The organism is Burkholderia sp. AU33545, assembly GCF_020419685.1.
In the GTDB taxonomy this organism is placed as follows: Bacteria; Pseudomonadota; Gammaproteobacteria; order Burkholderiales; family Burkholderiaceae; genus Burkholderia; species Burkholderia diffusa.
The window spans coordinates 378,550-405,177 of record NZ_JAIZRQ010000004.1; the positions used below are offsets into that span (position 1 = coordinate 378,550).

Genomic DNA, 26,628 nt, shown 5'->3' on the forward strand with positions numbered 1-26,628 from the left:
AACGATGGATGCAATCAAGTTCACACGGCCCTCGGCATGGCTCACCGGCATGGCCGACGGCGTGCCGGTTTCGACGCGGATCCTGCTGAGCTTTCAGTTCCTCGTGAATTTGTCCGTGTTCGGGTCGCTTCCGCTGCTTGCAGCGTTCCTTGACCTGGAGCGTCATCTGGACGCGGGCAGCGTTGCCAGCGTACTGACGGTGAATTTGCTGGCGAGCCGGTTGTTGCCTCTGGTGCTGGGTGCGTCGACGGATCGATTCAGCAGCCGCGTGTTGGCCACACTCGGTCTGATCTGCCGAGCCGCAGGATTTGTCGGACTGGCGCTTACGCCGTCGTTTACCGGACTGCTGATGTGGGCATTTTTGTCCGGGCTCGGCGCTGCGCTTTACGAGACGACCGCGTATTCGATCTTCGGTTCGCTCGACGTAGCGGTACGTCCAAAGGTATTCGCGCTGAATAACCTGGCGCTCAATCTCGGGGCGCTGATCGGTCCGGCGGTATTGATCGTCGTGCCGAACACCGACCGGACGTTACCGTTCCTGGTAAGCGGCATGATTTTCGCCGTGCTTGCGCTCGTGGCGCCTTGGATCTCGGGACGGAGAGCGAGCAACCCAGCCGCAGTACATCCGCTGCGTGGTTTGATGATCGCGTTTGGAGACAGACGGTTCCGCCGACTGTGCTGGGCGCTTGTTCCGTTTTGGACGGTGTATACGCAAATCTACGTCTTCGTCCCGCTGACGTTTTCGAACGGCGCGAGCGGCTATAACGGCGTCAGGCCGTTCTACATAACGAATGCGCTGGTTGGAATTGCTACAGCTTCGCTTGGCATGGGCTGGTTTCAGCGCACGACCTGGCGATCCATGATGACCATCGGGCACGCTGCGATGTGTTGCTGCTTCGCGATTGCCGCACTGCTTTTCGATCACGGTTGGGGCGCCGGTGCGTCGCTGGTCATTCTGATTGCCGTCGCGGTCGTCTTCACGTTTGGCGAAAGCCTGATTCTTCCTGCATCGAATATCGCGCTCGCCGATCTGACGACCGACGGCAACGCCGGCAGCTATTTCGGCGCATCAGCAATCTCGTGGGCGATTGGCGGGATGCTCGGCAACTTCATCGGCAGTGCTGCGGCAGGCTGGACCGTTCATACACTCGGGTGGGTCGTGTTCATGGGCATCTCCGTGATTGGTCTACTTGCATTCTGGAGATGGCAAAAATGAATCTCGAACCTGCCGCCGGGAAGGGCGCGACGGGCACTGCCCTGACCACGGTGAGCCGCGCGCCTGCTACACATTTCGGCTTCGTCAATCCACCGGTATATCGAGGGTCGACAGTCCTTTTCGAATCATTCGATGAAATGGCACCTGGCGCGGCCCCGTATCACTACGGGCGCTGGGGGACACCGACGACGGATGCGTTGTGCGACGCGATGGCGGAAATCGAACATGGCGTTGCCGCGCTCGTGATGTGTTCAGGACTGGCCGCTATCGCGACGGTGTTGCAGACGCTGGCTGTTCCTGAAGGGCGAGTGTTGATATCGCGTTCGTCGTATCCGGCGGCACGTAAATTCTGCGACGAGGTCCTTTATCGACAGGGTGTATCGATCGACGAATTCTCGCTGGACGATCCGGATGAACTGGCGGCGAAACTCGATGAACGGACGTGTGTGGTTTACCTCGACCTGCCGGGCTCGTCGCATTTCGATATGTGCGTGCTACGAGACGTCGTCGAGATTGCCGGACCCGTTCCGGTCGTAGTCGACAACACCTGGGGCACGCCGTATTTCTTCAATCCGCTTGATCACGGTGCGAGCATCGCCATTCACAGCATGTCGAAGTACATCGGCGGCCATGCCGATTCGATGGTCGGTGCGGCGGTGTTTGCGAGCTTCGATATGTACGAGCGCGTGAAGAGTGTGAGCCGTCTGACGGGGCAGGCCGTCGGCGCAGACGACGCGAATCTGGCTTTGCGAGGATTGCGGACGCTGGCAGTCCGGATGGATCGGCATTTTCAGTCCGCATGCGATGTTGCGTCCTGGTTGCGGGATCATCCGCTGATCGAAAGCGTTCACTACCCGCCGCTGGTCGGCGACAGCGGTCACGCCGCATGGCGGACACAGTATTCGGGTGCGGGCGGTGTGTTTGCATGCGTACTCAAGGATGGCGGCGAGGGGGCGGTCAGAAACGCCATCGACGGTCTCTCGCTTATCGGGCGAGGCTGGGGCTGGGGCGGTTACGAGTCCGTAGCCTGTCCGATCATGGTGCCCCGAGACAATGCGAAGCGGATTGGTATCCGGTTGAGCATCGGGCTCGAAGATCCCGACACGCTTCGACACGATCTGGATACCGCGCTGCGTACAGGGCACCGATGAAAGGCAATGTGTATTTTCTGAAACGAGGGGCGATCAATGACGGAAGCAACGCAATATATCTACGGAAAATGCCATTGTGGTGCGATACGCTTTCGCATTCGATCGGCAGCGTCGCGCAAGGTGATCGATTGCAATTGCTCGATCTGTTTTGCATCGGGCTTCCTGCACGTTCCCGTCGAGCACGACGATTTCGAGTTGCTCGAGGGTGGCGAGCACTTGACGCTATACCGCTTCAATACTGGGATTGCGGAGCACACGTTCTGCCGAGTGTGCGGCGTGAAGCCATTCTATCGCCCTCGTTCTCATCCCCACGACTACAGCATCAATCTGCGCTGTCTGGATCTTGCAGGGGCCAACGCTTTCGATGTTGTTCCGTTTGACGGCAGGAACTGGGAAGAAAACATTCCGTCCTTTCCACAATGACTCGGCCGCGATGCGACAACTTCCGGAAATAAAGCCCGTCGTCGGCGTGCTGTGTTCGGCAGAGGATATCGAGATACCGGGGTGGGGGTGCCTTTCTCATCAAGCCGTATTCGACCGATATCTGCAGGCTGCAACGGAGTTTGGCGGCGTCTTGCCCCTCCTGATCGGTTCGACGGACGATCTCGTATCTGACCGAAGTTTCGATACGCTGCTCGATCGTCTTGACGGAATCGTGCTGCCGGGCGGCGCGAGCAACATCGACGTGGCGTTTTACGGTGGCACGCATCCACACGTGGGATCCCTAGATCGACTGCGTGACAGGACGGCGATTCGTGTCGTCCGGGAGGCAGTGACATCGGGGCGTCCGGTGTTCGGGATATGCCGCGGCATGCAAGAGATCAATGTCGCGTTGGGCGGTACCCTTTACGCGACACTTCACGACGAACCGGGGAGAATGGATCACCGGGCGAATCGCGCTCTGGCTTTCGAGGAACGCTACCGGGACGCTCATGCGGTCGAGTTGGTGAGCGGCGGCTGGCTTGACGAGATGCTTCGGACAATACCGCCGGAGTGTCGGCAGGCTCATGTGAACTCGTTGCATGGGCAGGGCATTGCCGCCCTGGCGAACGGACTGAGTGTCGATGCATATGCCGACGACGGCACCATTGAAGCGGTGTCGCATATTAGGGCGCCAATCTTCGGAGTGCAGTGGCATCCTGAGTGGTATGTGCGGGATAGTGTGTTGAACCGTGCAGTCTGGGCACGGTTCGGTCGCGAATGTGCAGCTTATTTGCGGCGTCGATTCGACGACCAGTCCTGCCGTGATACGTCGACGGGGGCGGGCAACATTCCCAAAGACGGCTTTTCTGAGATTTTCCGGAGCCATGGACATCTTTTCTGAGGCGAGGCGCATACGGATTTCGCAAAAAAAGATGTCCAAGATCCTTGATCTGTCCAGGGGGCCAAAGATACCTTTTCTGAGAGCCCACATCGGTGTCGGTTCTCAGAAAAGATGTCCGCAGTCGCAATATGTTGTCTTTGAATAATTGACTGCGTTCCGTAAGTGAAGGGTTCGAGCCGCCTTCACTTACGGGAAATGCTCGGAGAATATTTTCTCACACAGGCCTCCGGCACAATGCTTGATCAAGCCTGTTGTTGTCGTATTGGAGACGCTTGCCTGCTCGTTTACGTTTGAAGCTCGTCCGCGTGAACTCGGTGCTTTGCGCTGCACGCTGAACCCCGAACCCGGTGCAGCACGCACTTGCACCCAAAGCGCTTCGCTTGGCGTCGGCATCCATATAAACGGGATGGCTGAGAGCTTCGTGAAAACGATGAAGCGCGACTCCGTCGCCTTCATGCCGAAGCCGGATGCAGCGACTGCTGCACGCAACTTGGCCATCGCGTTCGAGCATTGCAACGAGAAGCATCAGAGGTGGCCTCGCTCGTTCGGACCGTTTTCTGAGATTTCTAAGTGGAGCATCCAAGGCAATCATACTGCCGAATTGGTCGCAGGCAACGTCGCGACGTATGCCTCATTCGGCGTCTGATCCGCCAGGCTCGAATGGGGCCGTTTCCGGTCGTACAAGTTGATGAACTCATCCTCGGAGCACTCGCATACGATCAATTCGACATTTGCGCGCGTTCCACTCTAGCGATCTAGCCTCCCTTCCGAATCAATGCTGGAGAAATGTCGTCGGAATCGGTAGTGGTACGAGCGAGTTTCTCGCTACCGGTGAGAAGCGCAAGCAGGAGAAGAGATTTTATGATTCGATCGAGACTCTGAAAGCAATGCTTAGCGATGCATGGAGGGGGACCTAGGCGGTCACATCCAATATGGTGAGTGCAGGAAAGGCCACTTCCGGCTTCTTCCTGTGCTCAAGCCGAACAATGGAGAATCGGCACGTGGCCAATCGGCGTTCTTGGATGGGATGTTGCCGATGTGAAGGTAAGCGGATACAACTCCATGGAGCTTTGATGCGAGCGGATTGGGCTACCGGTTCCGCGCATCCAGTGCACGTTCTTTCCGTTTCGCATATTGTGCGGATCAGCATTCCCATAGACGTCAGGAAGCGGTCGTGCGCGCTCCTCGCGCCAATGACCATAGATGCGCCGATACCTGCCGGATACAGGCGCAGGGGCACGACGCTGTCGTATTGCGCGCTACAGCTGATATGAAGGTCCACGAACTACGCTCGTAGTGCGCTGGTCCGAGACACACAATTTCCGAGTAGACCGACTGTTAAGTGTGCGCGAAAAAGAAAGTGGCCACTCGTCAAGCGGGCATCGCGGAGGTGGGGCACGAGCATACCGCGGGATCACGCCCAATCCGGTAAGTCCCGCTCGCTGTTTTCTAATGCCACGTAGCCGTGAATTTGCAGATCTGCAAAGTGTGCATCGACCCTATCCAGCCGGACCGGCCTCGAGCGACGTGACGTAACACAGCAGGTCCTTAGTGCGTCCCTCCGATATCAACTGCTCGGCAGTCTTGTAGCCAAAGGTCGGCAGCGGTTCATTGCGATATCAAAGCAACTTGCTTCGTACGTCTCCGGAAATATCGGTTGCAGCTCGGATGACCTGGAGTGCGTCTCTAAGGTACTTTTGCACGCTTTCGGAACCAGCCAAGCGGCTCACCGTATTGCGATGTACACGGGCCAGCCGTGCGACTGTTTGCATATCGATATGCAGGGCGGACGCGAAGCGTCGCGCCGAGACGATCGGCGCGACACTATCTGAGTTTCTCAAAGACGCCATGAACTGGTCGAAATTGAGGGCGGCGTTGAATTTGGGAACAGGTCATGTTTCATGGCAGAGTACCCGCCGCACACTACTGCACATTTATTGCACAAAGAGTACCGACTGCACTGGCCGCCGAAACCCTTATTCACGGCGCTGCTGGTCGCCAAGCTCCGTCGAGACACCTAGGCAGGGCCGTGACATTCCCAAGGACGACTTTTCCGAAAATTCCCGAGGCCGCGGACATCTTTTCTGAGACGAGAGGCGTGCAGATTTCTCAAAAAAGATGTCCAAGTCCTTGATTTGTCTAGGGTGCCTAAGACACCTTTACTGAGAGTCCACACGTGCTGGCGGCAATCGGCTCGCGTTGACGCTCGACGGCCGTGCCGCGAGCCGACACAGTCCGTAGCCGGATCGATTTCGACGAACTCGACGAGCGTGGACGCGCGCCGGTTGCCAGGTGTGTGCATCACGCCGGCACCACGCGTAAAGCGCATCGTCGATGAATCGCGCAATCAGCCACGGGCATGCGATGCGGTCGACCTTCGGCCGTTCGCGCGTAATCCACTTGATGCATGGCGCGCCTCCTGTATGCCGGAAGAATGTCGTCCAATGCGTCACGGCCGTCTCCTCCGCAGTGCGGCTCAATGATGGAGCAGCGGGTAGGTCACCAGCCCGACGAGCGCGGCAGCCATGACGATGACCGGCTCCTGCAGCTTCTTGAAACGCCACAGCAGCAGCACGGTAGCGACGGCGAGCAGTGCGGTCGGCACGTCGACGATCGAGCGTTTCGCGATGACGAGGACGGAGCCCGTGATCGCCCCGACGGCTGCGGCGGTGATTCCGTCCACGAACGCCCTGACGCCCGGGCGGTGCCCGTACTTCTTCACGTACGGCGCGGGAATCACGGTGAACAGATAGCAGGGCAGGAACGTGCCGAGCGCCGCGACGCACGCGCCGGGCAAGCCCGCCACGAGATACCCGATGAAGCCGACGGTGATCACGACGGGGCCGGGCGTAATCATCGCGACCGCGACCGCATCGACGAACTGCTTGTCGTTGAGCCAGTGATGTTCGGTGACGACGCCGCCGTAGAGGAACGGCACGATCGCAAGCCCGGAGCCGAACACGAACGTGCCTGCCTTCATGAAGAACGCGCCGATCTGAACGAGCTGCGGCAGATCGATGCCGCTCAGCATGCCGCTGGCCGCCGGCAGGTTGGCGGCGGCAACCGCATTCAGCCCGCCCCGGTGCAGCCACTTGGGCGGAGCGCGCCACAGCCAGCCGACCAGGCCCGCGACGAGGAACAGCCACGCGATTTCCGATTCCGTGATGAAGGTCACGGCGGCGAGCGTCACGAAGATTGCCCAGAGCAGCTTGTCGTGGCCGACCGTTTTCGTCGTGAGCTTGTACGCGCTCATCGCGATGATGCCGACCACCGCGGCGCCGACGCCGTAGAAGACGGCCTGCATCCAGGACAGCCCGCCGAAATGCGCGTACGCGAACCCGAGCGCGAGCACCATGAGGAACGACGGCAGCACGAATGCGAAGCCGACGAGTGTCGCACCGAGGATGCGGTAGTGAACGAAACCGAGATAGATCGCGAGCTGGGCCGCCATCGGCCCCGGCGCGAGCTGGGCCAGCGTGAGTCCTTCCTTGTAGTCGGCTTCCGTGATCCAGCCGCGGCGCTCGACCAGGTCGCGACGCATGTAGCCCGCAAGCGCAACCGGCCCGCCGAAGCCGAACGTGCCGAGGCGCAACATGTAGGCGACCAGCTCGCCGAGCGAATAGGTCGGTTCGGTTGTGGCGATGGCAGTGGTCATGACCTGGCTCCGGTCTCGTTCTTTCCGCTCGACGAGAAATGCGCGTGCAGGGCGTCGAGCACGGCGCTCATCTGCTCGAGCAATTGATCGTCGTTCTCCGTGCGCTGGCGCGTGCCGGCCATCACGGCCTCGAAGCCGATCGCCTCGGGCGCTGCGGGGCCGCCGACGTCGAGCGCGTGCACGATCTCGGCGAGCCGCGCGAGCGCAGGGTCGTTGTCGAGTCCGAAACTGGCCAGCAGCACCTCGAACGTTACGCGCTTGCCGACGTGCGTGAACGTCGCACCGTCGAAATCGAAGCCCAGCGCGTCAGCCGGACAATCGGCAGGCGATGCGAGCCAGATGAAGCGGGCGCGTGCGTCGATGAAGCGCTGGATCAGCCACGCGCTGGCGACGCGATCGACCCACATCCGCTGTCGCGTCGCCCAGGTGCGGCCCTGATATTCGTCGATCGCCAGCGGGCGGATCGCGCGGTCCGCGGCGTGCGGCTCCCCCGGCGACAGCACGGTGTCGATCAGTGCGACGAAATCCTGCAGGGCGACTTCGGCACGGGTGGCCGAGTCGCCCGGGAAATAGTCGATCGCGCGGATGGCGTCGAAATCCTTGCGCACGCGCCGCAGCAAACGTGTCAATTCCGTGGCCGACTTACCGGCGAGGGTCTTGCGGGCATCCGCAAGGGTCTGGATGAAGGCGGCGTCATCCTCCCCGCGATCGAAGAGCGCGCGGAATTCCAGTTCCTGCGATGCGTCCAGGCTCGGCGCCCGTAACAGATGAGCCGTGCCGCCACTTTCGGCAATCGCCCCCGCGAGGTCGCGCAGTGTCTCCTCATGCTCTTCGCTGTACGGCAGCAGGTAGATACCGTCGCGCAACACCGCACAGCCCTTTGCCTTCAGCGCGCGCCAGAAGCGCATGCGGGCCGTCGCGTTTTCGGTCGGAAGGGTCAGCACGAGGAGCGACCACGTAGAAATAGTGTTCATGTAGTGAACTCTATCCAATTGTTATTCACTCTACAAATTTTTTTCGGCGCAGTCGCTGTGTCGCGTCGCACCCATGCCCGCTTCATCGTGGCCAGGCTTGTTGCAGATCCGCGCGCAGTGGGCCGAAGCGAGCACGGTGCAGGTCCGTTCGAGCACCGGGGCGCCGCTTTCCGGCATAGACCTTTCGTTAGCCCGATATATACCCCTCCCCCCTATATGGAAATGCGATTTCAGATATAGTCCCCCCCGGTATATAGGGGAACCACCATGAGCCACACCATCAAGGACAAGCAGAAGCTGCTGAACCGTGTCCGCCGCATCAAGGGACAGGTTGAAGCGCTCGAACGCGCGCTGGAGGACGAGCGCGGTTGCAACGAAATCCTCCGCCTCATCACGAGCGGCCGCGGCGCGATGAACGGCCTGCTCGCGGTCGTGCTCGAGGATCACATCCGCAGCCATCTGGTCGATGCCGAGGGGCACGACGACGAAGGCAGCGCGACCGAGCAGCTGATCGAAGTCGTACACAGCTACTTCAAGTAAACGGAGGCGGAATGAGCAATTTCAGCGATGACGCCTTCGGCGCAGGGCACGACCACATTTTTCTTGGCGCGGCGCACGAGCAGAACGAACGCAGGACCTGGATGGTCATCGCGCTGTGCGCGGCGATGATGGTGGCCGAGATCGTCGGCGGGTCGCTTTTCGGCTCGCTGGCGCTGATCGCGGACGGCCTGCACATGTCGACGCACGCGGGCGCGATGCTGATCGCCGCGTTCGCCTATACGTATGCGCGCAAGCATGCGAACGATCCGCGCTTCGTGTTCGGCACGGGCAAGCTCGGCGACCTCGCGGGTTTCACGAGCGCGATCGTGCTCGCGATGATCGCGCTGCTGATCGGGTACGAAGCGGTCGCGCGTTTGCTGGCGCCCGTTCCGATCCATTTCGACGAGGCGATTCCGATCGCGGTTGCCGGCTTGCTCGTCAACATTGCGAGCGTCTGGCTGCTGAGCGGCGATCATCATGGCCATAGCCACGGTCATGGCCACGGCCACGGCCACGGCCACGGCCATCATCACGGGCATGGTCATGGCGATCACGACGATCATGCGCACGACCACGAAGAGGAAGCGCACCGGATCTTCGACCAGCAGGGCATATTCGTCGTGTCGGTGTTCGAGGAGGGCGTCCCGCCGGTTTTCCGCGTCGCGCCGGCGACACACGAGACGAAGCGCGTCGATGCGAGCGCCGTGTCGGTGACGACGATCCGCCCGGACGGCACACGCCAGACGTTCGCGATGCAAAGCCGCGATGGTTATCTGGAGTCGACCGAAGCCATTCCCGAACCGCACGAATTCAAGGCGATCGTCCGCTTGAACGGTCGCGAACGCGAACTGGCGTTCGAGGAGCACGATCATGGCGCGTCCGCGGCGGCGGCGCGCGATCACAACATCCGCTCCGCCTACATCCACGTGATCGCCGATGCCGCGGTTTCCGTGCTGACGATCGTCGGGTTGCTGCTCGCGCGTACTTTCGGCTGGGTCTGGATGGATCCGCTGGCCGGCATCATCGGCGCGATGGTGATCGCGAACTGGTCGTACGGCCTGATGCGCGACACGGGCGGCATCCTGCTCGACATGAATTCCGATCGCCGTCTGACGGACAAGGTGCGTGGCGCTATCGAAGGCACCGGAGACCGCGTCGCCGACCTGCATGTGTGGCGGCTCGGGCCGGGGCACATGAGTGCGGTGGTGTCGGTGACGACCACCGATCCGGATCGGGATGCGCGCTTCTATCACGGCGTGCTGCAGCGATTCAGGAACCTGTCGCACGTCACCGTCGAAGTCGTGCCCGCGACGCGAGGACGATAAAGCATGGCGGTCAAGTCCCCTTGTGTCGACGTGTGTTCGTTCGACGGTCGCACCGGCTACTGCGTGGCATGCCTGCGGACGCGCGACGAAGCGCGCGGCTGGAAGAAGATGACGGATCACCGGCGTCATCAAATCGTGAACGACCGCGCGCGGCGGCATGCGAAACTGACGCGGGAAACGACCGACTGAACACATCATGAGCGCCCCGTCACCGATTGCCGGCAAACCTGCGATTCCGCGGACCGTCTGGGCCCTGGGTCTCGTGAGCCTCTTCATGGACCTGTCGTCCGAGCTGATCCATGCGCTGTTGCCGATCTACCTGGTGTCGACGATGGGCATGAGCGTCGCCGCGCTCGGCGTCCTCGAGGGGGCGGCCGAAGCGACGGCGATGATCGTCAAGGTGTTCTCCGGTGCGATCAGCGACTGGCTCGGGCGCCGCAAGGGGCTGCTGCTGGTCGGCTACGGGCTCGCGGCGTTGACCAAGCCGTTGTTTCCGCTGGCGTCCACGCCGGCCGTCGTCGTGACGGCCCGTCTGCTCGACCGCGTCGGCAAGGGGATTCGCGGCGCGCCGCGCGACGCGTTGGTGGCCGACATCGCGCCGCCCGAAATTCGCGGCGCGTGCTTCGGCCTGCGTCAGTCGATGGATACCGTCGGCGCGATTCTCGGCCCGATGCTCGCGATCGCGCTGATGCTGTGGTTCGGCGATCGCATCCGGACCGTGCTCTGGTTTGCCGTGGTGCCGGCCTTCGTCGCGATCGCATTGATCGTCTTCGGCGTACAGGAGCCCGAGCAGTCGAAACCGGACCGGCGCTTTCGCTCGCCGCTGCGCTGGAACGCCCTGCGCGAGTTTCCCCGCAGCTACTGGTTCGTCGTCGCGGCCGGCGCGACGTTTACGCTCGCGCGATTCAGCGAGGCGTTCCTGGTGCTGCGTGCGCAGCAGACGGGGCTCGACGCGGCATGGATTCCGGCCGTGATGGTCGCGATGAGCGTCACCTATGCGCTGTCGGCCTGGCCGGTCGGCATCCTGTCGGACCGGCTCGATCGCCGCGTGCTGCTCGCGGCCGGCATGGTGTTGCTGATCGCGGCCGACCTGCTGCTCGGCATCGGCACGTCGACGATCTCGATGTTCGCCGGCGTGGCCGTGTGGGGGCTGCACATGGGCTTCACGCAGGGCATCCTCGCCGCGATGGTGTCGGAAACCTCGCCGGCCACGCTGCGCGGCACCGCGTTCGGCGTGTTCAACCTGGTGAGCGGCGTCTGCATGCTGCTCGCGAGCAGCATCGCCGGCGCACTGTGGACGCGTTTCGGCTCATCGACCACGTTTCTCGCGGGCGCGGCGCTGGTCGTGCTGCCGCTGTGCCTGTGCCGGTTCATGCCGCGACCCGGCGCGTCGCACGCGTGACGCGGCGCCGGCCGGGTCTGCCGACGTTCGGCGCAAGGCTGAGCTGACGGCCGGGCACGACGGTGCCCGAAGACCAGACCCGCCGTCGCGGTCCGCCCGTCCCCGGCCCCGGCCCCGGCCGGCGAAGGCCGGCCTCGCCTCCTTTCCCGCGCCGCGCATCGCTTGTCGCTTTCAGATTTGAAAGATTGTCCGGCGTTTGCGATAGAATGCCCCCCCTGTTCGCCGTGGCCATGCCCACGGACGGGCACCGGCACTCGAAGCGGCGCGCGCCGCGCTCGCGGTCCACCGTTCCCATGTCGATGCCGGCGATCTCCCTGCCGTTGGAAACACAAGTTCTGTAATTTGGATTGCTAATGAAGAAGAAGCACAACATCACCAAGTACATCGTCATCGCGATGGTGCTTGGCATTGCCGTGGGCTACGCCTGTCATAGCGCGTTTCCCGACCCGAAAATGGCCAAGGAAGTCGCCGGCTACGTGTCGCTGCTGTCCGACGTGTTCCTGCGGCTGATCAAGATGATCATCGCGCCGCTGGTGTTCGCGACGCTGACGGTCGGCATCGCGCAGATGGGCGACAGCGGGTCGGTCGGCCGAGTGGGCGTGAAGGCGTTCGGCTGGTTCGTCATCGCGTCGTTCACGTCGCTGGTGCTCGGCCTCGTGACCGCGACGATCCTGAAGCCGGGCAGCCACCTGAGCCTGCCGTTGCCTGCCGCCGACGCGGCGCTGAACCTGAAGACGGGCGCATTCACGCTGAAGGACTTCGTCGTCCACCTGGTGCCGAAATCGATCGCCGAGGCGATGGCGAACAACGAAATCCTGCAGATCGTCGTGTTCTCGATCTTCTTCGGTACCGCGCTGTCCGCGCTTGGTGACGCCGGGAAGCGCCTGACCGGCGTGATCGACGATCTCGCGCAGGTCATGCTGAAGGTGACGGGCGCGGTGATGTGGTTCGCGCCGGTCGCCGTGTTTGCCGCGCTGGCGTCGACGATCACGACGGAAGGGCTCGGCATCCTGCTCACGTTCGCGAAGTTCATGGCGAGCTTCTATCTGGCGCTTGCGCTGCTGTGGGGCGTGCTGACGCTCGCCGGCGTGGCGTTCCTCGGCAAGCGCGCGTTCACGCTGATTCGCCTGATTCGCGAGCCGTTCCTGCTGTCGTTCGCGACGGCGAGTTCCGAAGCCGCGTATCCGAAGCTGCTCGACGCGCTTGACCGGTTCGGCGTGAATCGCAGGATCTCGAGCTTCGTGCTGCCGATCGGGTATTCGTTCAACCTCGACGGCTCGATGATGTACTGCACGTTCGCGGTGCTGTTCATCTCGCAGGTGTACGGGATCGACCTGCCGCTCGGTACGCAGATCACGATGCTGCTGATGCTGATGGTGACGTCGAAGGGGATGGCGGGCGTGCCGCGCGCGTCGCTCGTCGTGATCGCGGCGACGCTCAACCAGTTCCATCTGCCGGAAGCCGGGCTGCTGCTGATCATGGGCGTCGACATGTTCCTCGACATGGGGCGCTCGGCGACCAACGCCGTCGGCAATTCGATCGCGGCTGCGGTCGTCGCGAAGTGGGAAGGCCAGCTCGGCGAACCGCGCGCCGACTCGGATTCGGACGGCGGTGGCGAAATCGAGCAGGTGAAGGTACGGGAGACGGCGACGTCCGCGTGATTTCCCTGTTGTAAATGATATGCGCCGGCCCGGATTCGACACGGACTCGGGCCGGCGCAATACCCGCCAGCGGTCATTCCTTTACCCGTCTTTACCCGTATCCGGCGATTTTCCCGATTCGCCGAAAAACCTTCCGCCATTTCCGATACGCCGCATTCGAAACCGCGGCGATAATCCCGCCATCGAAAGCCGTACTGCCCCGATAGCACACGCGAACGCTTAAGTGGTCGTTCACTCTCGCGCAGTCGTACGCCCGGCCGGCGCGAGCAGCGCGCAATTTTTTTCGATTTATATGACGCTATTCTCGGCGTTGCCGATTATCGAGCGCACGCGCGATGTAATACCGACTGCACCGGGTGATTTAGCGGAAGTATTTACGCATTGCCGATTTTCAAACCACCCGGCTGCCCCCTCACGTGAATGACTCCACCATTCAGGAGAGCATCAGCCATGGTCGCCAGAAAATCGATTCAGGCCGTGCTGCTCGCCGCCGCGATCGCCGCGATCGCGCCGGCCGCAAACGCGGGTAACACCACCGACTGGATCGCGAATACCTACGGCACGCTCGCCGCGCACGTCGGCAACGTCGCGCGCTCGATGTGGGTCGCGCCTGAAGGCGTGATCTACACGGCGTCAATGTGGGACGAGGACGAGGGCGGTGTCGCGATCTACCAGAACGGCAAGAGCGTCGGTTCGATCGGCACGCATTCCGAGTTCCAGGGCAGTGCGATCACGGGCAATGCGGCGTCGCTGTTCGTCGCGCTGCAGCCCGGCAGCGGATACGGCAGCGGCGCGGTCGGGCGCTACAACCGTGCCACGCGGTTTCGCGACAAGCTGATTCAGGTCACCGCGGCGACCAACCAGCCGCGCATCGACGTCGTCACCGGGCTCGCCACGGCCGGCTCGCTGCTCTATGCGAGCGATTTCTACGGCAATCGCGTGCGGGTGTTCACGACCGACGGCGTGTGGCAGCGTGACATCGGCGTGTCGGCACCCGGCGCGCTCGCGGTCGACGGTGCGGGGAACATCTGGGTCGCGCAGAAGAGCGCAGGCTCGGTCGTCGAATTCAGTCCGGCCGGCGCGCTGCTGAACACGATCCGGCTGGCCGCCGGGTCGCAGCCGTCGGCGCTCTATTTCGATGCGGCGGCGGGGCAGCTGATGATCGGCGACGAAGGCCCCGACATGAACATCAAGCGCTATTCCGTCTCGGGCCGACCCGCGCTGGCCGGCACGTTCGGCGTGCCCGGCGGCTATCTCGACACGACGACGGGTATCAAGGGGCAGGTCGGCGCGAAGCGCTTCACCCGCATCGCCGGCATCGGCAAGGACACGGCCGGCAACCTGTATGTGCTCAACAACCCGTGGGGCGGCAGCTGGGATCTCGGCCGCAACGGCGCGACCGACATTCACGCGTACAGCAGCGCCGGCAGCCTGCGGTGGACGCTGCAGTCGCTCAACTTCGAGGGCATCGCCGCACCGGATCCGGTCACCGACGGCGCGCTGTTCTACAGCGGCACGCACGTCTACAGCGGCACCGCGGGCGGCACCTTCGTCGCGAACACCGTCGATCCGTTCACGTATCCGTCGGACCCGCGCATCAACATGAGCGATACCCAGCGCGACGAGCACTTCGGGCTGCTGACGTCCGTTGGCGCGAATCGGATCCTCGTTGCAGCGGGGCAGAATCCGCCGGTCTACTACTTCTTCCACTTCAACGCGGCCAACGGCTACGTCGCGATTCCGGACGGATCGATCCCCGGGCCCGCGTTCAACACGACCCGGCGCGTGTCGGCCGGCTTCAGCCTCGACAGCAAGGGCGGCGTCTGGGCCGGCCTCGACAAGACCGGCGCCATTTATCACTATCCGCTGAACGGTTTCGACGCGAGCGGCAAGCCTTCGTGGGGGGCGGGCGTACCCACGCCCGTGCCAGCCAGCATCCAGCCGCTGACGCGCATCGTCTATCTCGCCGACAGCGACACGATGGTGCTCGCGCAGGGTGTGGTCGGGAGCACCGACTGGACGTCGATCGGCACGCGCATCGAGGTGTATCACGGCTGGAGCGCCGGCAACACGACGAAGCCGAATCCGGTCATCACGCTGCCGCACAGCGGCGCGAAGTCGATCGACGCGGCCGGCAACCATCTGTTCGTCGGCTACTGGTTCAGCAGCAGTGGGCCGCTGTGGCCGAACATCGACGCATTCAACCTCGACACCGGCAATCTCGACACGACGCTCGTCAACGCGAGCCCCGCGACCGTGGATACCAGCAGCGCGATCGACGCGATGTACAGCGTGCGCGCGTATCGCCGCTCGAACGGGGAATACGTGGTGACGAAGAACAACGTGAAGGGGAACAGCATCACCGTTTATCGGTGGACGCCTTGATGGGCGAGGCGCGGCATGCCACGGTTCAGGCGCGCCAGATCAGGCTCGCGCTCGTCTCCGTTTCCGACGCGAGGGTGAAGCCGAGCCGCTCGTAGAGGCGCCGCGCCGGGTTGCCGCGCAGCACGCCGAGCGATACGGGCACGTGCTCGCGTGCGGCTTCGATCAGCAGCTCGCGCAGCACGGCTTCGCCGATGCCTTGTCGCTGTCGCGACGGGAGGATCTGGATCTGGTGAACGTGCCATTCGTCGGCGGAGCGCGTGACCTTCAGCAAACCGATTGCATCGGCGCCGTGGCAGACGATCATCGCGTCCTCGAAGTTCGAGCGGATGCGCTGATCGTGCGATTTGTCGTCGGTGGGGGCGCCGACGCGTCGCAGATGCTCGGTCATCGTGAGTCGGCGGAGCCTCAGCAGGAACGGCAGGTCGGCGGCGGTCGCCGGGCGCAGGCAAATGGCAGGGGGCATGGTCGAGGAGCGTGGGCGGATGGATTCCATGGCTCGAAGCGAATGATCCACGAACGCGGTATGGCGGTCAAAGGCCGGGCAGCCGGCATTGTCACGACGGTCGACCGAAAGCCTGCATCAACCGACGGCGGCCGGGTCGACGCGCTCGGGTGAACGGCCTGACTGCCCGGTAGCCCGCCGACATTCGCGCCGGCGCGACGAGGCCGTGCGGCTCGTGGAACCGCAGCGCCTCGACCGCTACGCCGAGCCGCGCGGCTGCCGCCGAAGCGCTCGGGCGCAGGGTGGGCGTGCTCATTCGGCGCCTCAGTTTGCTGTCGATTCGTGAAGCAAGTGTTCGCTGGATAACCCGAAGAACACCCCGCGCATGCGCGTCATTGTGCGGCGTGCGCGCGCCGCCGAGATACGGCAGGAACGACGGCGCCCGGGCGGGTTCGCGCCGTTGCCGGGTTGGCATTCATCGCCGGCTTTTGTAAAGAAGCCACGGCAGCGCGATCGAACGATGCGTGCCTGCGCAACAGGCACGCGTCGTCACACTCAAATGCGACCCAGCAGCACCAGTATCACGACGATGACGACGATCAGCCCGACCGAGCCCGATGGCCAGTAGCCCCAGCTTCGGCTGTGCGGCCACGCCGGAAATGCTCCGATGAGCAGCAGAATCAGAACGATGATAAGGATCGTACCGAGCATCGCACCCCTCCTGAACGTGATGACACGACGGTGGCTCCTGCCGCAATTCGCGTGCCGCGGCGGGGAGTCGGGCGAAAGCCGGCACAAGCGCGCTGTATGAATACGTGGAATTCATGCGATGAATAGCGGGCGATTCAGAAAATAAATTTCAAAAATGTGCCCCCGGTCGCTATGCTGGGCCTTCGGTTTCCCCTCAGGCGGGCACGCAATGGCTGAACTTTTTCTGGTGCGGCACGGGCAGGCGTCGTTCGGCACGGACGATTACGACCGGCTGTCCGCGGCCGGTGAGCAGCAGGGCGTCTGGCTCGGCGAATACTTCGCGCAGCAGGGCCTGACGTTCGACCGGGTGATCTGCGGCACGATGAACCGGCATGCGCAGACTGTCGCTGCGATCCTGCGCGGGATGGGCGGCGAAGGCGCGCAGGTCGACCGCCATCCCGGCCTGAACGAATACGACTTCCACGGGCTGTTCGCGGCCGCGGCGAGCGACTATCCGGAGATCGCGCGGCTCGCGGCCGGCTCGATGAAGGAGCACTTTCGCGCGCTGCGGCAGGTGCTGCACCTGTGGTCCGACGACAAGCTGGGCGACACCGCGCCCGAAACCTGGGCGCATTTCCAGCAACGCGTCGCCGACGCCCGCGCCGCGATCCGCGAGGGCGGCAGCCAGCGCGTGCTCGCGGTGAGTTCCGGCGGCCCGATCGCAGTGACCGTGCAGCAGGTGCTCGCCGCACCGCCGTCGAGCGCGATCGCGCTGAACCTGCAGATCCGCAACAGCAGTCTTTCGCAGTTTTTCTTCAACGCCGACGCGTTCCACCTGGCGTCGTTCAACGGCATACCACATCTCGAGGATACCGAACGACATGTGTGGCGCACCTACGGCTGACCCTACGAACGATCGCGACGATGACGAACCCTTCCCAGCCCCTCGACGTAGCTCGCCTCACGCGCTATCTGGAAGCGCACGTGCCGGGTTTCGAAGGCCCGCTCGACATGGAGAAGTTTGCCGGCGGCCAGTCGAACCCGACCTTCCTGCTGCATGCGAAGAGCGGTCGCTACGTGCTGCGCCGCCAGCCGCCCGGCGAGTTGTTGAAATCCGCGCATGCGGTCGATCGCGAATTCCGCGTGCTGAGCGCGCTGTCGGGCACCGCCGTGCCGGTCGCGCGCCCGTATCACCTCTGCGAAGACCGCGACGTGATCGGCAGCCTGTTCTACGTGATGAGCTTCGAGGACGGCCGGATCTTCTGGGATCCGGCACTGCCGGAGTTGCCGAAGGCCGATCGTGCGATCTGCTACGACGCGCTGCTGCGCACGCTGGCCGCCCTGCACGACGTGGACGTCGACGCGGTGGGCCTCGCCGACTTCGGGCGCCCCGGCAACTACTTCGAGCGCCAGATCGGCGTGTGGACGAAGCAGTATCGCGCGGCGGAAACGGAGCGCCTCGACGCGATGGAGACGCTGATCGACTGGCTGCCGAAGGCCTGCCCTGAGGACACCGGCCGGCCCGCGCTGGTGCACGGTGATTTCCGGATCGACAACCTGATGTTCGCGCGCGACGACTATCGCGTGCAGGCCGTGCTCGACTGGGAGCTGTCGACGCTCGGCAATCCGCTCGCCGATCTCGCGTATTTCTGCATGTGCCTGCGGCTGCCGCCGGGCGACCAGGTGCGCGGGCTCGCGGGCCAGGATCGTGCCGAACTCGGCATTCCCGACGAAGCGGCGATCGTCGCGCGCTACTGCGAACTGCGCGGGATCGAGCCGATCCGCGACTGGCATTTCTATCTCGCGTTCAGTTTCTTCCGGCTCGCGTCGATCGCGCAGGGCGTGAAGGCGCGCGCGCTGCAGGGCAACGCGTCGAGCGAGCAGGCGCTGCGCGTGGGCGCGATGGCTGGCCGGCTGGCCGAAATGGCGGTCGACGTGATCGGCGCGCATCGCTGACATAGCTGACATCGCGGATATCGCCACGCGGCGGCACGAAAAACATCAATGGAGGAGCACAGCAACATGGCAACGAATCTGTTCGATCTGACGGGCAAGATCGCGCTGGTGACGGGCGCGAGCCGCGGCATCGGCGAGGAAATCGCGAAGCTGCTCGCCGAGCAGGGCGCGCACGTGATCGTGTCGAGCCGCAAGCTCGACGACTGCCAGGCGGTCGCGGACGCGATCGTCGCGGCGGGCGGCCGCGCCGAAGCGCTGGCCTGTCACGTCGGGCGGCTGGAGGACATCGCCGCGACGTTCGAATCGATCCGCGGCAAGCATGGCCGGCTCGACATCCTCGTGAACAACGCGGCCGCGAATCCGTATTTCGGGCACATCCTCGATACCGATCTCGCCGCGTATGAAAAGACCGTCGACGTGAACATCCGCGGCTACTTCTTCATGTCGGTCGAGGCCGGCAAGATGATGAAGGCGCAGGGCGGCGGCGCGATCGTCAACACCGCGTCGGTGAACGCGCTGCAGCCGGGCGACCGTCAGGGCATCTACTCGATCACGAAGGCCGCGGTCGTCAACATGACGAAGGCGTTCGCGAAGGAATGCGGGCCGTTCGGCATCCGCGTGAACGCGCTGCTGCCGGGCCTCACGAAGACGAAGTTCGCGGGCGCGCTGTTCGCCGACAAGGACATCTACGACACCTGGATGGCGAAGATTCCGCTGCGCCGCCACGCGGAGCCTCGCGAGATGGCTGGCACCGTGCTGTATCTCGTGTCGGACGCGGCGAGCTACACGAACGGCGAGTGCATCGTCGTCGACGGCGGCCTGACGATCTGAGCGCGCGATGAAACTCGACAGCTACGCCGGGCAGGCCGTGATGATCACCGGCGCCGCGAGCGGCTTCGGCGCGCTGCTCGCGAGCGAGCTGGCCGCGATGGGCGCGCGGCTCGCGCTCGGCGACCTGAACGAGGCGGCGCTCGAACGCGTGGCCGCGCCGCTACTGGCGGCCGGCGCCGACGTGATCGCGCAGCGCTGCGACGTGCGCATCGAAGCAGAGGTCGCTGCGTTGGTGAAGGCGGCGGTCGAGCGCTTCGGCCGGCTCGACGTCGGCATCAACAACGCGGGCATCGCGCCGCCGCTGAAGGCGCTGATCGATACCGAGGAAGCGGATCTCGATCTGAGCTTCGCGGTGAACGCGAAGGGCGTGTTCTTCGGGATGAAGCACCAGATTCGCCAGATGCTCGCGCAGCGCGAAGGCGTGATCCTGAACGTCGCGTCGATGGCCGGGCTCGGCGGCGCACCGAAGCTGGCCGCGTACGCGGCGTCGAAACACGCCGTGGTCGGGCTCACGAAGACGGCCGCGCTCGAATACGCGCGGCATGGCATTCGTGTGAACGCGGTGTGCCCGTTCTACAGCACGACGCCGATGGTGACCGACAGCGACATCGGCGATCGCCAGGATTTTCTCGCACAGGGCTCGCCGATGAAACGGCTCGGCCGTCCCGAGGAAATCGTCGCGACGATGCTCACCCTGTGCGCGAAGGAAAACACCTATCTGACCGGACAGGCCGTCGCCGTCGACGGCGGTGTCTCGGCCTTCTAAGCGAAACGAACGGAACAACGGAATCTCGAGGAGTCGATCATGGACTTTGGCTACACCCCGAAAGTGGAAGAACTGCGCGAACGCGTGCGTGCATTCATGGACGCGCACATCGTGCCGCGCATTCGTCAGTGGAACGAGGAAGTGCATGCGGGGCAGTATCCCGTGTCGTTCATGGAGGCGCTGAAGGAGCGCGCGAAGGCCGAAGGGCTGTGGAACCTGTTCCTGCCGCACCTGAAGGAGGACGAGCCGGGCACCGGGCTGACGAACCTCGAATACGCGCCGCTCGCCGAGATCATGGGGCGCGTGGGCTGGGCGTCGGAGGTGTTCAACTGCAACGCGCCGGACACCGGCAACATGGAGCTGCTGCACATGTTCGCGACGCCCGAGCAGCGCGAACAGTGGCTGCTGCCGCTCTTGCGCGGCGAGATCCGTTCGGCGTTCGCGATGACGGAGCCCGACGTCGCGTCGTCGGACGCGACCAACATCACGACCCGCATCGAGCGCGTGGGCGACGAATACGTGATCAACGGCCGCAAGTGGTTCATCACGAACGCCGCGCATCCGAACTGCCGGATCTTCATCGTGATGGGCAAGACCGATCCCGACGCGGAATCGCACCAGCAGCAGAGCATGATCCTGGTGCCGCGCGACACGCCGGGCGTGACGGTCGTGCGCAACATCACGGTGGTCAATCACTACGCGCCCGAAGGGCACTGCGAGATCACGTTCGACAACGTGCGCGTGCCGGCGCGCAACCTCCTCGGCGAGGAAGGCAGCGGTTTCGCGCTCGCACAGGCGCGCCTCGGGCCGGGCCGGATTCACCACTGCATGCGTTCGATCGGCGCGGCCGAGCTCGCGCTGGAACTGATGATCGACCGCGCGCAGTCGCGCGAGGCGTTCGGCAAGCCGCTGAACCGGCACGGCACGATCGGCGAATGGATCGCGCGCTCGCGCATCGAGATCGACCAGGCGCGCCTCCTGGTGCTGAAGGCTGCATGGATGATCGACAAGGTCGGCGCGAAGGCGGCGCGCAAGGAAATCTCGATGATCAAGGCGCTCGTGCCGACCGTATACACGGACGTGTGCGACCGCGCGATGCAGGTGTTCGGCGCGATGGGCCTGAGCCCCGACACGCCGCTCGCCGATCTGTGGACCTGGGGCCGCGCGCTGCGCTTCGCGGACGGCCCGGACGAGGTGCACCTGCAGGCGATCGCGCGCATGGAGATCAAGGACGCCGTGCGCGGTTCGACCGAGCCGTACCTGACGCGGCCGCCGCGCGGCTGAGCCGCGCGCCGCGCGGGGACGCGACGTGGAGGAGCGGGAGACGCACGCCGTATTAAGATGCCGGCAAGGAGATCCGGCGATGCGTCTTTCGAAGATTGATCTGAACCTGTTCGTCGTATTCGAGGCGATCTACAACAAGCGCAACCTGACGCGCGCGGCCGAGGTGCTGAACCTCACGCAGCCGGCCGTCAGCAACGCGCTGGCGCGGCTGCGCAAGACGCTGAACGACCCGCTGTTCGTCAGCACGCCGGCCGGGATGATGCCGACGCCGATGGCCGAGAACATCGTCGGCCGCGTGCGCGAGGCGCTGCAGCTGCTCGATTCGAGCGCGCACGAAGGCGACGTTTTCGATCCCGCTTCGTCCGAGCGCGTGTTCCGGCTCAGCATGAGCGACCTGACCGAGGCGCTGCTGCTGCCCGCGCTCGGTGAACTGCTGCAGACGCATGCGCCCGGCATGCACGTGCGCAGCTACACGATGGACCGCCGCGAAGTGGCGACCGCGCTCGCGAACGGCTCCGTCGACATCGCGATCGACGCGCCGCTGATCGGCGACCCGCACCTGCATCAGGCGCTGCTCGTGCGCGACCGCTACGCATGCATGATCCGCGACGATCACCCGTTCAAGGGCGACGCGCTGACCATGGACGACTACCTGTCGATGGGGCACATCCACGTGTCGAGCCGCCGCAAGGGCAGCGGGCACGTCGATGCGGAGCTGACGCGGCTCGGGCTGCGCCGCAACATCCAGATGCGGGTGCAGCACTACATGGTCGCGCCGCTGATCGCGATGCGCGGCGATCTCGCGCTGACGGCGCCGCTCAGGCTGCTGCAGCGTTACCCGGCGCGGATTCTCGAGCTGCCGTTCGAGATGCCGGGGCTCGAATACTTCTGCTACTGGCACCGCAGCGCCGATCAGGATCAGGGCAGTCGGTGGCTGCGTGAGCAGTTGATGATGCTGATGGGCGGGATCGGCGAGCCGCAGTGAAGGGCGCGGCGTGTGCATCGCGCGTTTGCCCGCGCTTGCCGGCTCAATACGAATCCTCGTCGAAGCGCGACGATGCGCTCCGGCGCTTCATGTCCTTCAGCCAGCTCCTGACCTGATCCGGATCCTCGAACTCGCGCAGCGCGACGGCCAGGTCCTGGTTGCTGCGCTGAATGCCGGCGATGTCGCGCGCGAGCATGCGCAGGACCGTATCGGGCGCGACCTTGTTCGACGACGCGATGCCGTAGGTCCGCCGGAAATCGTTCTCGACGTGCTGGATCTCCTGATCGAGTTCGCGCAGTTGCTCCTCCAGGATGCCGTTGTAGCGCGTGAGCCGCGCTTCGCTGAGGCCGTCGATCGCACGGCGGTCGATCTGTTCGATCTCCAGCTGCAGTTCCAGCAGCTGCAGCAGGTTGCCCTTCTCGTAAGCGCGGTTGACCCGCTGCATCAGCACGGTCTTGCGTTGTTGTTCCAGCGGATCGGTTTCGCGATCGGGATGCAGCGCGCTGGCTAGTTTGCGATAGATCTCGCGGATCGACTTGCTCGATTCGGCCTGCTCGGCTTCGACGCGGGCCTGCGCGGCCGATTGCTTCGGCGCTTTCTTGCGCTTCGCGCGCTGGGCCTCGCGGGCCGCGTGAGCGGCCATGTCGCGCTCGAACTGTGCGTCGAGTTCGGCTTGCATCCGTTCGGCCAGCTCGTCCGGCGATAGTGAGTCCAGATCGTCAGCAGGTTGCGATTGCGGTTGGGGCTCCCGCTCCGGTTCCGTTGGCTCGGGCCCGGCCGCTGCGTTGCCGACCTGCCCGGATTCGGCGTGCCGGTTGTAAATGATCTTCAGCGCCGCGTCGTCGCTCATATTCAGCAAATCGCGCGCCATGTCGGCGATCAGGTCGGACAGCGTGCGCTGTTCGGCCTTGCTCAAGCCTTTCTGCAGAAACGTGTCGTCGAGCAGATGAATCAGCCGGATCCGCAGCGCCGTCGCTTCCTGTTCGAGCGGCAACAGCGCGTCGACGAACTTCTTCTGGAACGCCGGCATCACGGCTTCCCACGCGCCGAGCCGCTCGCGCCGCTTTTCGATGTGCTTGACGAGCGTATTGAACGTTTTCTGGGCTTTCGACAGGCTGGCTGTCTCGTGACCGGGCGCGATGGCGACCGCGGCACCGCGACGTGCGGTCATGATGAATGTCCTCCGGCCGCGGCAGGGGGCGCGGCAGGCCGGTATTTTAGCCGGACGGACGCACTCCTTCCGGCGTGCGGCGTTACAGCACGGCCATCGATTCCGTCATGTTCTGCTTCATGTAGTCGAGGAAGCGCTTCTGGAACAGCATCGTGTGCTCGTGCGCGGCGCGTTCGGCGGCGTCGGCATCGCGTCGCGCGATCGCGTCGATCAGTTCGTCGTGGTCGCGCCCGAGTTTCGCAGCCGTCGGCGAACTTACGGTGAAGTCGCACGCTGCCGTCGCGGCGAGCGCCTACGGTATCGCGGTGTCGGCCGGCGAGCGGGCCGGCCTGAATGCCGATCGAGGCGTGCGCAACCCGAGGCCCAACAGGATGCGAAGCGGTTGCAAACGCAACCGTATGAAGATATTGGCGAGCGCAGTACCGCGTGTCGTCAGTCGCCGAACAACTGCCCCTGCCCGGAAATCACGCGTTCGAAATCGTCGCGCAGGAACGGCAGGATCGCATCGGCGACCGGCTGCAACTGACGGCTCACGTAGAACGCGTAGTCGATCGGCGAGCGCATCGTCTCGAGCGGCTCCGGGCCGGCCGTCGTCATCACGTAGCTGATCCAGCCGCCGCGCTGGTACTGCAGCGGCCGGCCGCGCGCCTGGTTGAATTCGTCGGCGATCCGCGCGGCGCGCACGTGCGGCGGCACGTTGCGCTGGTATTCGCTCAGCGGCCGGCGCACGCGCTTGCGATAGATGAGTTGCGCGTCGTATTCGCCGGCGAGCGTGCGGCGCACGTAGTCGCGAATGAAGTCCTGATACGGTTCGCGCTTGAACACGCGCCGGTAGAGCTCGCGCTGGAATGCCTGCGCGAGCGGCGTCCAGTCGGTGCGCACCGTTTCGAGCCCCTTGAACACGAGGTCCTCGCCGCCGTTCGCCGCGAGCGCGAGGCCCGCATAGCGCTTCTTGCTGCCTTCTTCTGCACCGCGCACGGTCGGCATCAGGAAGCGCCGGTAATGCCGCTCGTACTGCAGTTCGAGCGCGCTCTCCAGCCTGAAGCGGTCGCGCAGGTGCGCTTGCCACCAGCGGTTCACGTGCTCGACGAGCGCGCGGCCCTTGGCGGCGGCTGCGTCGTCGTCGTGCTCGCGCCCGAGCCAGACGAAGGTCGAATCGGTATCGCCGTAGATGACTTCGTAGCCCTGCGCCTCGATCAGCTCGCGCGTGCGATGCATGATCTCGTGGCCGCGCATCGTGATCGACGACGCGAGGCGGGGATCGAAGAACCGGCAGCCGGTCGAGCCGAGCACGCCGTAGAACGAATTCATGATGATCTTCAGCGCCTGCGACAGCGGCGCGTTGCGTTGGCGTTTCGCTTCGTCGCGGCCTTCGGACACGCGCCGCACGATGTCGGGCAGGCAATGCGCGGTGCGCGAGAAGCGCGCGCCGAGAAAGCCCGGCACCGACGTGTCGTCGCCCGGATGCGCGAGCCCCTCGATCAACCCGGCCGGATCGATCAGGAACGTGCGGATGATCGACGGATAAAGGCTCTTGTAGTCGAACACGAGCACCGAGTCGTACAGGCCGGGCCGCGAATCCATCACGAAGCCGCCGGGACTGTTCTGGCCCGTCACGTCACCGAGGTTCGGCGCGACGTAGCCGAGCCGGTGCATGCGCGGCAGGTAAAGGTGCGTGAACGCGGCGACCGAGCCGCCGGTGCGATCGGCCGCGAGGCCCGTGACGGTCGCGCGTTCGAGCGCGAAGGACAGCAGGTCGGCCTTGTCGAAGATGCGCGTGACGAGTTCGCAATCCTTCAGGTTGTAGCGCGCGAGCGCGGGCCTGTCGTGATCGAAGCGGCGCTGGATCTCGTCCATCCGCTGATACGGATTGTCGATCGACTTGCCTTCGCCGAGCAGCGACTGCGACACGTATTCGAGGCTGAACGACGGGAACGTCCACGTCGCCGATTTCAGCATGTCGATGCCGTCGAGCATCAGGCGGCCGGCCGCGCCCGCGAAGAAATGGTCGGGCTGCTGGCCGTGCGCGCGCCACTCGAGCACGCTGCCGCCGCGGCCGAGCGTCAGCGGCACGCCGTATTGTTCCGCGTGCGCATGCAGGATGCGCAGGTCGAACTGCACGAGGTTCCAGCCGATCACCGCATCGGGATCGTATTCATCGAACCATTCGTTGAGGCGTGTGAGGATCTCGGCCCGGCTGTCACAGTAGTCGAGACGGAAGTCGACGGCCGACGCGTCGCCGTTCGGCGGGCCGAGCATGTAGACCTGCCGTTGTCCGCAGCCCTCGAGTGCGATCGAATAGAGCTCGCCGTGGACGCTCGTCTCGATGTCGAGCGACACGCAGCGCAGTGTCGGCCGATAGCCGGTCGCGGGTTTCAGTTCGGCGTCGGTCAGCGTGCCGTCGTGGCCGGCCGTGCCGCGAAACAGCACCGGTGCGGTAATGAAGCGCTCCATCGCGTAGCGGTCGGGCGGCTGCACGTCGGCTTCGTAGACGTCGACACCGGCCGCGGCGAGGCGTTTCTGGAGTCCGGACAGGTGGCGGTAGCGGCGGCAATAGAGGCCGGCCACCGCGCGCTGGCGGAAGTCGCGCAGCGCGAGCGGGCGCAGTTCGGCATCGCGTTCGCCGGCGAGCGTGCGTTCGGCGAGCGCCTGCTGCTCGACCGGCACGAACGCGACGGCTTCCTGCGGGCGCAGCCGCACGCGGCGCGGACCGTGTTCGGTTGCCAGCCAGAACTCGATCTCGATGCCGGATGCGGTGTCCCGCCAGTGGCGGGTGAGGATGAAACCTTGCTCGAACTCCGTCAAAACGCTTGCTCGTCGTGGATGCCCAGGCGGCGGATTTTAGCGCCTCTCGCGCGGTTCCCGCCGAA

General features: G+C 64.4%; 23 protein-coding genes and 2 pseudogenes. 17 read left to right on the forward strand and 8 right to left on the reverse strand.

The window, feature by feature from the left end; translation table 11 throughout:
* Window positions 1-4 precede the first annotated feature (4 nt).
* From LGM71_RS15560 to LGM71_RS33405, 5 genes and pseudogenes are all read left to right on the forward strand, one after another.
* Complete coding sequence (locus LGM71_RS15560) at window positions 5-1,216, forward strand: MFS transporter (RefSeq protein ID WP_185715879.1); 1,212 nt, start codon at window positions 5-7, stop codon at window positions 1,214-1,216.
* The gene (locus LGM71_RS15565; RefSeq protein WP_226115303.1) at window positions 1,213-2,367 is read left to right on the forward strand and encodes a trans-sulfuration enzyme family protein; all 1,155 of its coding nucleotides are present in this window, start codon (window positions 1,213-1,215) and stop codon (window positions 2,365-2,367) included. The genes LGM71_RS15560 and LGM71_RS15565 overlap by 4 nt, the downstream gene beginning before the upstream one ends.
* 36 nt (window positions 2,368-2,403) lie before the next feature.
* A complete protein-coding gene (locus tag LGM71_RS15570) occupies window positions 2,404-2,790 on the forward strand; it encodes a GFA family protein (RefSeq protein WP_226115304.1) in 387 nt (128 codons plus the stop codon).
* Window positions 2,791-2,800: 10 nt separating this feature from the next.
* Window positions 2,801-3,691 carry a gamma-glutamyl-gamma-aminobutyrate hydrolase family protein gene (locus LGM71_RS15575; protein WP_226115305.1) on the forward strand — a complete coding sequence of 297 codons (891 nt, stop codon included), beginning with the start codon at window positions 2,801-2,803 and terminating at the stop codon, window positions 3,689-3,691.
* A gap of 400 nt (window positions 3,692-4,091) precedes the next feature.
* Window positions 4,092-4,337, forward strand: a pseudogene (locus LGM71_RS33405) (hypothetical protein); the annotation flags it as partial.
* 1,513 nt (window positions 4,338-5,850) lie between these two features.
* Here LGM71_RS33405 and LGM71_RS33170 read toward each other — a convergent pair.
* The 3 genes from LGM71_RS33170 to LGM71_RS15595 form a co-directional block, all read right to left on the reverse strand.
* A complete protein-coding gene (locus tag LGM71_RS33170; RefSeq protein WP_319000390.1) occupies window positions 5,851-6,096 on the reverse strand; it encodes a chromate resistance protein ChrB domain-containing protein in 246 nt (81 codons plus the stop codon).
* Between the two features lie 71 nt (window positions 6,097-6,167).
* The gene (locus tag LGM71_RS15590) at window positions 6,168-7,346 is read right to left on the reverse strand and encodes a chromate transporter (protein ID WP_226115306.1); all 1,179 of its coding nucleotides are present in this window, start codon (window positions 7,344-7,346) and stop codon (window positions 6,168-6,170) included.
* Window positions 7,343-8,320 (reverse strand): chromate resistance protein ChrB domain-containing protein, encoded by a 978-nt coding sequence (locus LGM71_RS15595; RefSeq protein ID WP_124627773.1) that lies wholly within the window; start codon window positions 8,318-8,320, stop codon window positions 7,343-7,345. The genes LGM71_RS15590 and LGM71_RS15595 overlap by 4 nt, the downstream gene beginning before the upstream one ends.
* A 267-nt stretch (window positions 8,321-8,587) precedes the next feature.
* Here LGM71_RS15595 and LGM71_RS15600 point away from each other — a divergent pair, with 267 nt between their 5' ends.
* The 6 genes from LGM71_RS15600 (at window position 8,588) to LGM71_RS15625 (ending at window position 15,633) form a co-directional block, all read left to right on the forward strand.
* A complete protein-coding gene (locus LGM71_RS15600) occupies window positions 8,588-8,860 on the forward strand; it encodes a metal/formaldehyde-sensitive transcriptional repressor (protein WP_124627771.1) in 273 nt (90 codons plus the stop codon).
* Window positions 8,861-8,871: 11 nt separating this feature from the next.
* The gene (gene dmeF / locus LGM71_RS15605; protein ID WP_226115307.1) at window positions 8,872-10,185 is read left to right on the forward strand and encodes a CDF family Co(II)/Ni(II) efflux transporter DmeF; all 1,314 of its coding nucleotides are present in this window, start codon (window positions 8,872-8,874) and stop codon (window positions 10,183-10,185) included.
* Between the two features lie 3 nt (window positions 10,186-10,188).
* Complete coding sequence (locus LGM71_RS15610) at window positions 10,189-10,374, forward strand: DUF1289 domain-containing protein (RefSeq protein ID WP_059508013.1); 186 nt, start codon at window positions 10,189-10,191, stop codon at window positions 10,372-10,374.
* A 7-nt stretch (window positions 10,375-10,381) separates the two neighbouring features.
* Window positions 10,382-11,587 (forward strand): MFS transporter, encoded by a 1,206-nt coding sequence (locus LGM71_RS15615; RefSeq protein ID WP_226115308.1) that lies wholly within the window; start codon window positions 10,382-10,384, stop codon window positions 11,585-11,587.
* 353 nt (window positions 11,588-11,940) lie between these two features.
* Window positions 11,941-13,248: a dicarboxylate/amino acid:cation symporter gene (locus LGM71_RS15620; protein ID WP_226115309.1), complete on the forward strand. Its 1,308-nt coding sequence runs from the start codon at window positions 11,941-11,943 to the stop codon at window positions 13,246-13,248.
* 450 nt (window positions 13,249-13,698) lie between these two features.
* Window positions 13,699-15,633 carry an SMP-30/gluconolactonase/LRE family protein gene (locus tag LGM71_RS15625; RefSeq protein ID WP_226115310.1) on the forward strand — a complete coding sequence of 645 codons (1,935 nt, stop codon included), beginning with the start codon at window positions 13,699-13,701 and terminating at the stop codon, window positions 15,631-15,633.
* Window positions 15,634-15,658: 25 nt separating this feature from the next.
* Here LGM71_RS15625 and LGM71_RS15630 read toward each other — a convergent pair whose 3' ends face one another.
* The gene (locus tag LGM71_RS15630) at window positions 15,659-16,096 is read right to left on the reverse strand and encodes a GNAT family N-acetyltransferase (RefSeq protein ID WP_226115311.1); all 438 of its coding nucleotides are present in this window, start codon (window positions 16,094-16,096) and stop codon (window positions 15,659-15,661) included.
* Window positions 16,097-16,630: 534 nt separating this feature from the next.
* Window positions 16,631-16,786 carry a DUF3309 family protein gene (locus LGM71_RS15635; RefSeq protein ID WP_011881216.1) on the reverse strand — a complete coding sequence of 52 codons (156 nt, stop codon included), beginning with the start codon at window positions 16,784-16,786 and terminating at the stop codon, window positions 16,631-16,633.
* A gap of 208 nt (window positions 16,787-16,994) precedes the next feature.
* Here LGM71_RS15635 and LGM71_RS15640 point away from each other — a divergent pair, with 208 nt between their 5' ends.
* From LGM71_RS15640 to LGM71_RS15665, 6 genes are all read left to right on the forward strand, one after another.
* A complete protein-coding gene (locus tag LGM71_RS15640) occupies window positions 16,995-17,669 on the forward strand; it encodes a histidine phosphatase family protein (protein ID WP_226115312.1) in 675 nt (224 codons plus the stop codon).
* A 20-nt stretch (window positions 17,670-17,689) separates the two neighbouring features.
* On the forward strand, window positions 17,690-18,721 hold the full coding sequence (locus LGM71_RS15645; protein ID WP_059604855.1) for a phosphotransferase: 1,032 nt from the start codon (window positions 17,690-17,692) through the stop codon (window positions 18,719-18,721).
* Between the two features lie 66 nt (window positions 18,722-18,787).
* Window positions 18,788-19,552 (forward strand): SDR family oxidoreductase, encoded by a 765-nt coding sequence (locus LGM71_RS15650; protein WP_059605181.1) that lies wholly within the window; start codon window positions 18,788-18,790, stop codon window positions 19,550-19,552.
* A 7-nt stretch (window positions 19,553-19,559) separates the two neighbouring features.
* Window positions 19,560-20,318, forward strand: coding sequence for an SDR family NAD(P)-dependent oxidoreductase (locus LGM71_RS15655; RefSeq protein ID WP_059604859.1), 759 nt, complete (start codon window positions 19,560-19,562; stop codon window positions 20,316-20,318).
* Between the two features lie 39 nt (window positions 20,319-20,357).
* Window positions 20,358-21,602: an acyl-CoA dehydrogenase family protein gene (locus tag LGM71_RS15660; protein ID WP_124627757.1), complete on the forward strand. Its 1,245-nt coding sequence runs from the start codon at window positions 20,358-20,360 to the stop codon at window positions 21,600-21,602.
* Between the two features lie 79 nt (window positions 21,603-21,681).
* Complete coding sequence (locus LGM71_RS15665; protein WP_059604864.1) at window positions 21,682-22,587, forward strand: LysR family transcriptional regulator; 906 nt, start codon at window positions 21,682-21,684, stop codon at window positions 22,585-22,587.
* 43 nt (window positions 22,588-22,630) lie between these two features.
* On the opposite strand, the gene LGM71_RS15670 is transcribed toward LGM71_RS15665, so the two are convergent.
* The 3 genes and pseudogenes from LGM71_RS15670 to LGM71_RS15680 form a co-directional block, all read right to left on the reverse strand.
* Window positions 22,631-23,758 carry a J domain-containing protein gene (locus tag LGM71_RS15670; protein WP_226115313.1) on the reverse strand — a complete coding sequence of 376 codons (1,128 nt, stop codon included), beginning with the start codon at window positions 23,756-23,758 and terminating at the stop codon, window positions 22,631-22,633.
* An 82-nt stretch (window positions 23,759-23,840) separates the two neighbouring features.
* Window positions 23,841-23,987, reverse strand: a pseudogene (locus tag LGM71_RS15675) (GntR family transcriptional regulator); the annotation flags it as partial.
* A 203-nt stretch (window positions 23,988-24,190) separates the two neighbouring features.
* Entirely contained in the window at window positions 24,191-26,563 is a 2,373-nt protein-coding gene (locus tag LGM71_RS15680) for a DNA polymerase II (RefSeq protein WP_226115314.1), read from the reverse strand.
* Between the last annotated feature and the right edge of the window lie 65 nt (window positions 26,564-26,628).

Excerpts from the sequence above, each read along its gene's own strand:
- LGM71_RS15560 (WP_185715879.1), top strand. The coding sequence starts at position 5 with ATGGATGCAATCAAGTTCACACGGCCCTCGGCATGGCTCACCGGCATG.
- LGM71_RS15565 (WP_226115303.1), top strand. The coding sequence starts at position 1,213 with ATGAATCTCGAACCTGCCGCCGGGAAGGGCGCGACGGGCACTGCCCTG.
- LGM71_RS15570 (WP_226115304.1), top strand. The coding sequence starts at position 2,404 with ATGACGGAAGCAACGCAATATATCTACGGAAAATGCCATTGTGGTGCG.
- LGM71_RS15575 (WP_226115305.1), top strand. The coding sequence starts at position 2,801 with ATGCGACAACTTCCGGAAATAAAGCCCGTCGTCGGCGTGCTGTGTTCG.
- LGM71_RS15590 (WP_226115306.1), bottom strand. The coding sequence starts at position 7,346 with ATGACCACTGCCATCGCCACAACCGAACCGACCTATTCGCTCGGCGAG.
- LGM71_RS15595 (WP_124627773.1), bottom strand. The coding sequence starts at position 8,320 with ATGAACACTATTTCTACGTGGTCGCTCCTCGTGCTGACCCTTCCGACC.
- LGM71_RS15600 (WP_124627771.1), top strand. The coding sequence starts at position 8,588 with ATGAGCCACACCATCAAGGACAAGCAGAAGCTGCTGAACCGTGTCCGC.
- dmeF (WP_226115307.1), top strand. The coding sequence starts at position 8,872 with ATGAGCAATTTCAGCGATGACGCCTTCGGCGCAGGGCACGACCACATT.
- LGM71_RS15610 (WP_059508013.1), top strand. The coding sequence starts at position 10,189 with ATGGCGGTCAAGTCCCCTTGTGTCGACGTGTGTTCGTTCGACGGTCGC.
- LGM71_RS15615 (WP_226115308.1), top strand. The coding sequence starts at position 10,382 with ATGAGCGCCCCGTCACCGATTGCCGGCAAACCTGCGATTCCGCGGACC.
- LGM71_RS15620 (WP_226115309.1), top strand. The coding sequence starts at position 11,941 with ATGAAGAAGAAGCACAACATCACCAAGTACATCGTCATCGCGATGGTG.
- LGM71_RS15625 (WP_226115310.1), top strand. The coding sequence starts at position 13,699 with ATGGTCGCCAGAAAATCGATTCAGGCCGTGCTGCTCGCCGCCGCGATC.
- LGM71_RS15630 (WP_226115311.1), bottom strand. The coding sequence starts at position 16,096 with ATGCCCCCTGCCATTTGCCTGCGCCCGGCGACCGCCGCCGACCTGCCG.
- LGM71_RS15635 (WP_011881216.1), bottom strand. The coding sequence starts at position 16,786 with ATGCTCGGTACGATCCTTATCATCGTTCTGATTCTGCTGCTCATCGGA.
- LGM71_RS15640 (WP_226115312.1), top strand. The coding sequence starts at position 16,995 with ATGGCTGAACTTTTTCTGGTGCGGCACGGGCAGGCGTCGTTCGGCACG.
- LGM71_RS15645 (WP_059604855.1), top strand. The coding sequence starts at position 17,690 with ATGACGAACCCTTCCCAGCCCCTCGACGTAGCTCGCCTCACGCGCTAT.
- LGM71_RS15650 (WP_059605181.1), top strand. The coding sequence starts at position 18,788 with ATGGCAACGAATCTGTTCGATCTGACGGGCAAGATCGCGCTGGTGACG.
- LGM71_RS15655 (WP_059604859.1), top strand. The coding sequence starts at position 19,560 with ATGAAACTCGACAGCTACGCCGGGCAGGCCGTGATGATCACCGGCGCC.
- LGM71_RS15660 (WP_124627757.1), top strand. The coding sequence starts at position 20,358 with ATGGACTTTGGCTACACCCCGAAAGTGGAAGAACTGCGCGAACGCGTG.
- LGM71_RS15665 (WP_059604864.1), top strand. The coding sequence starts at position 21,682 with ATGCGTCTTTCGAAGATTGATCTGAACCTGTTCGTCGTATTCGAGGCG.
- LGM71_RS15670 (WP_226115313.1), bottom strand. The coding sequence starts at position 23,758 with ATGACCGCACGTCGCGGTGCCGCGGTCGCCATCGCGCCCGGTCACGAG.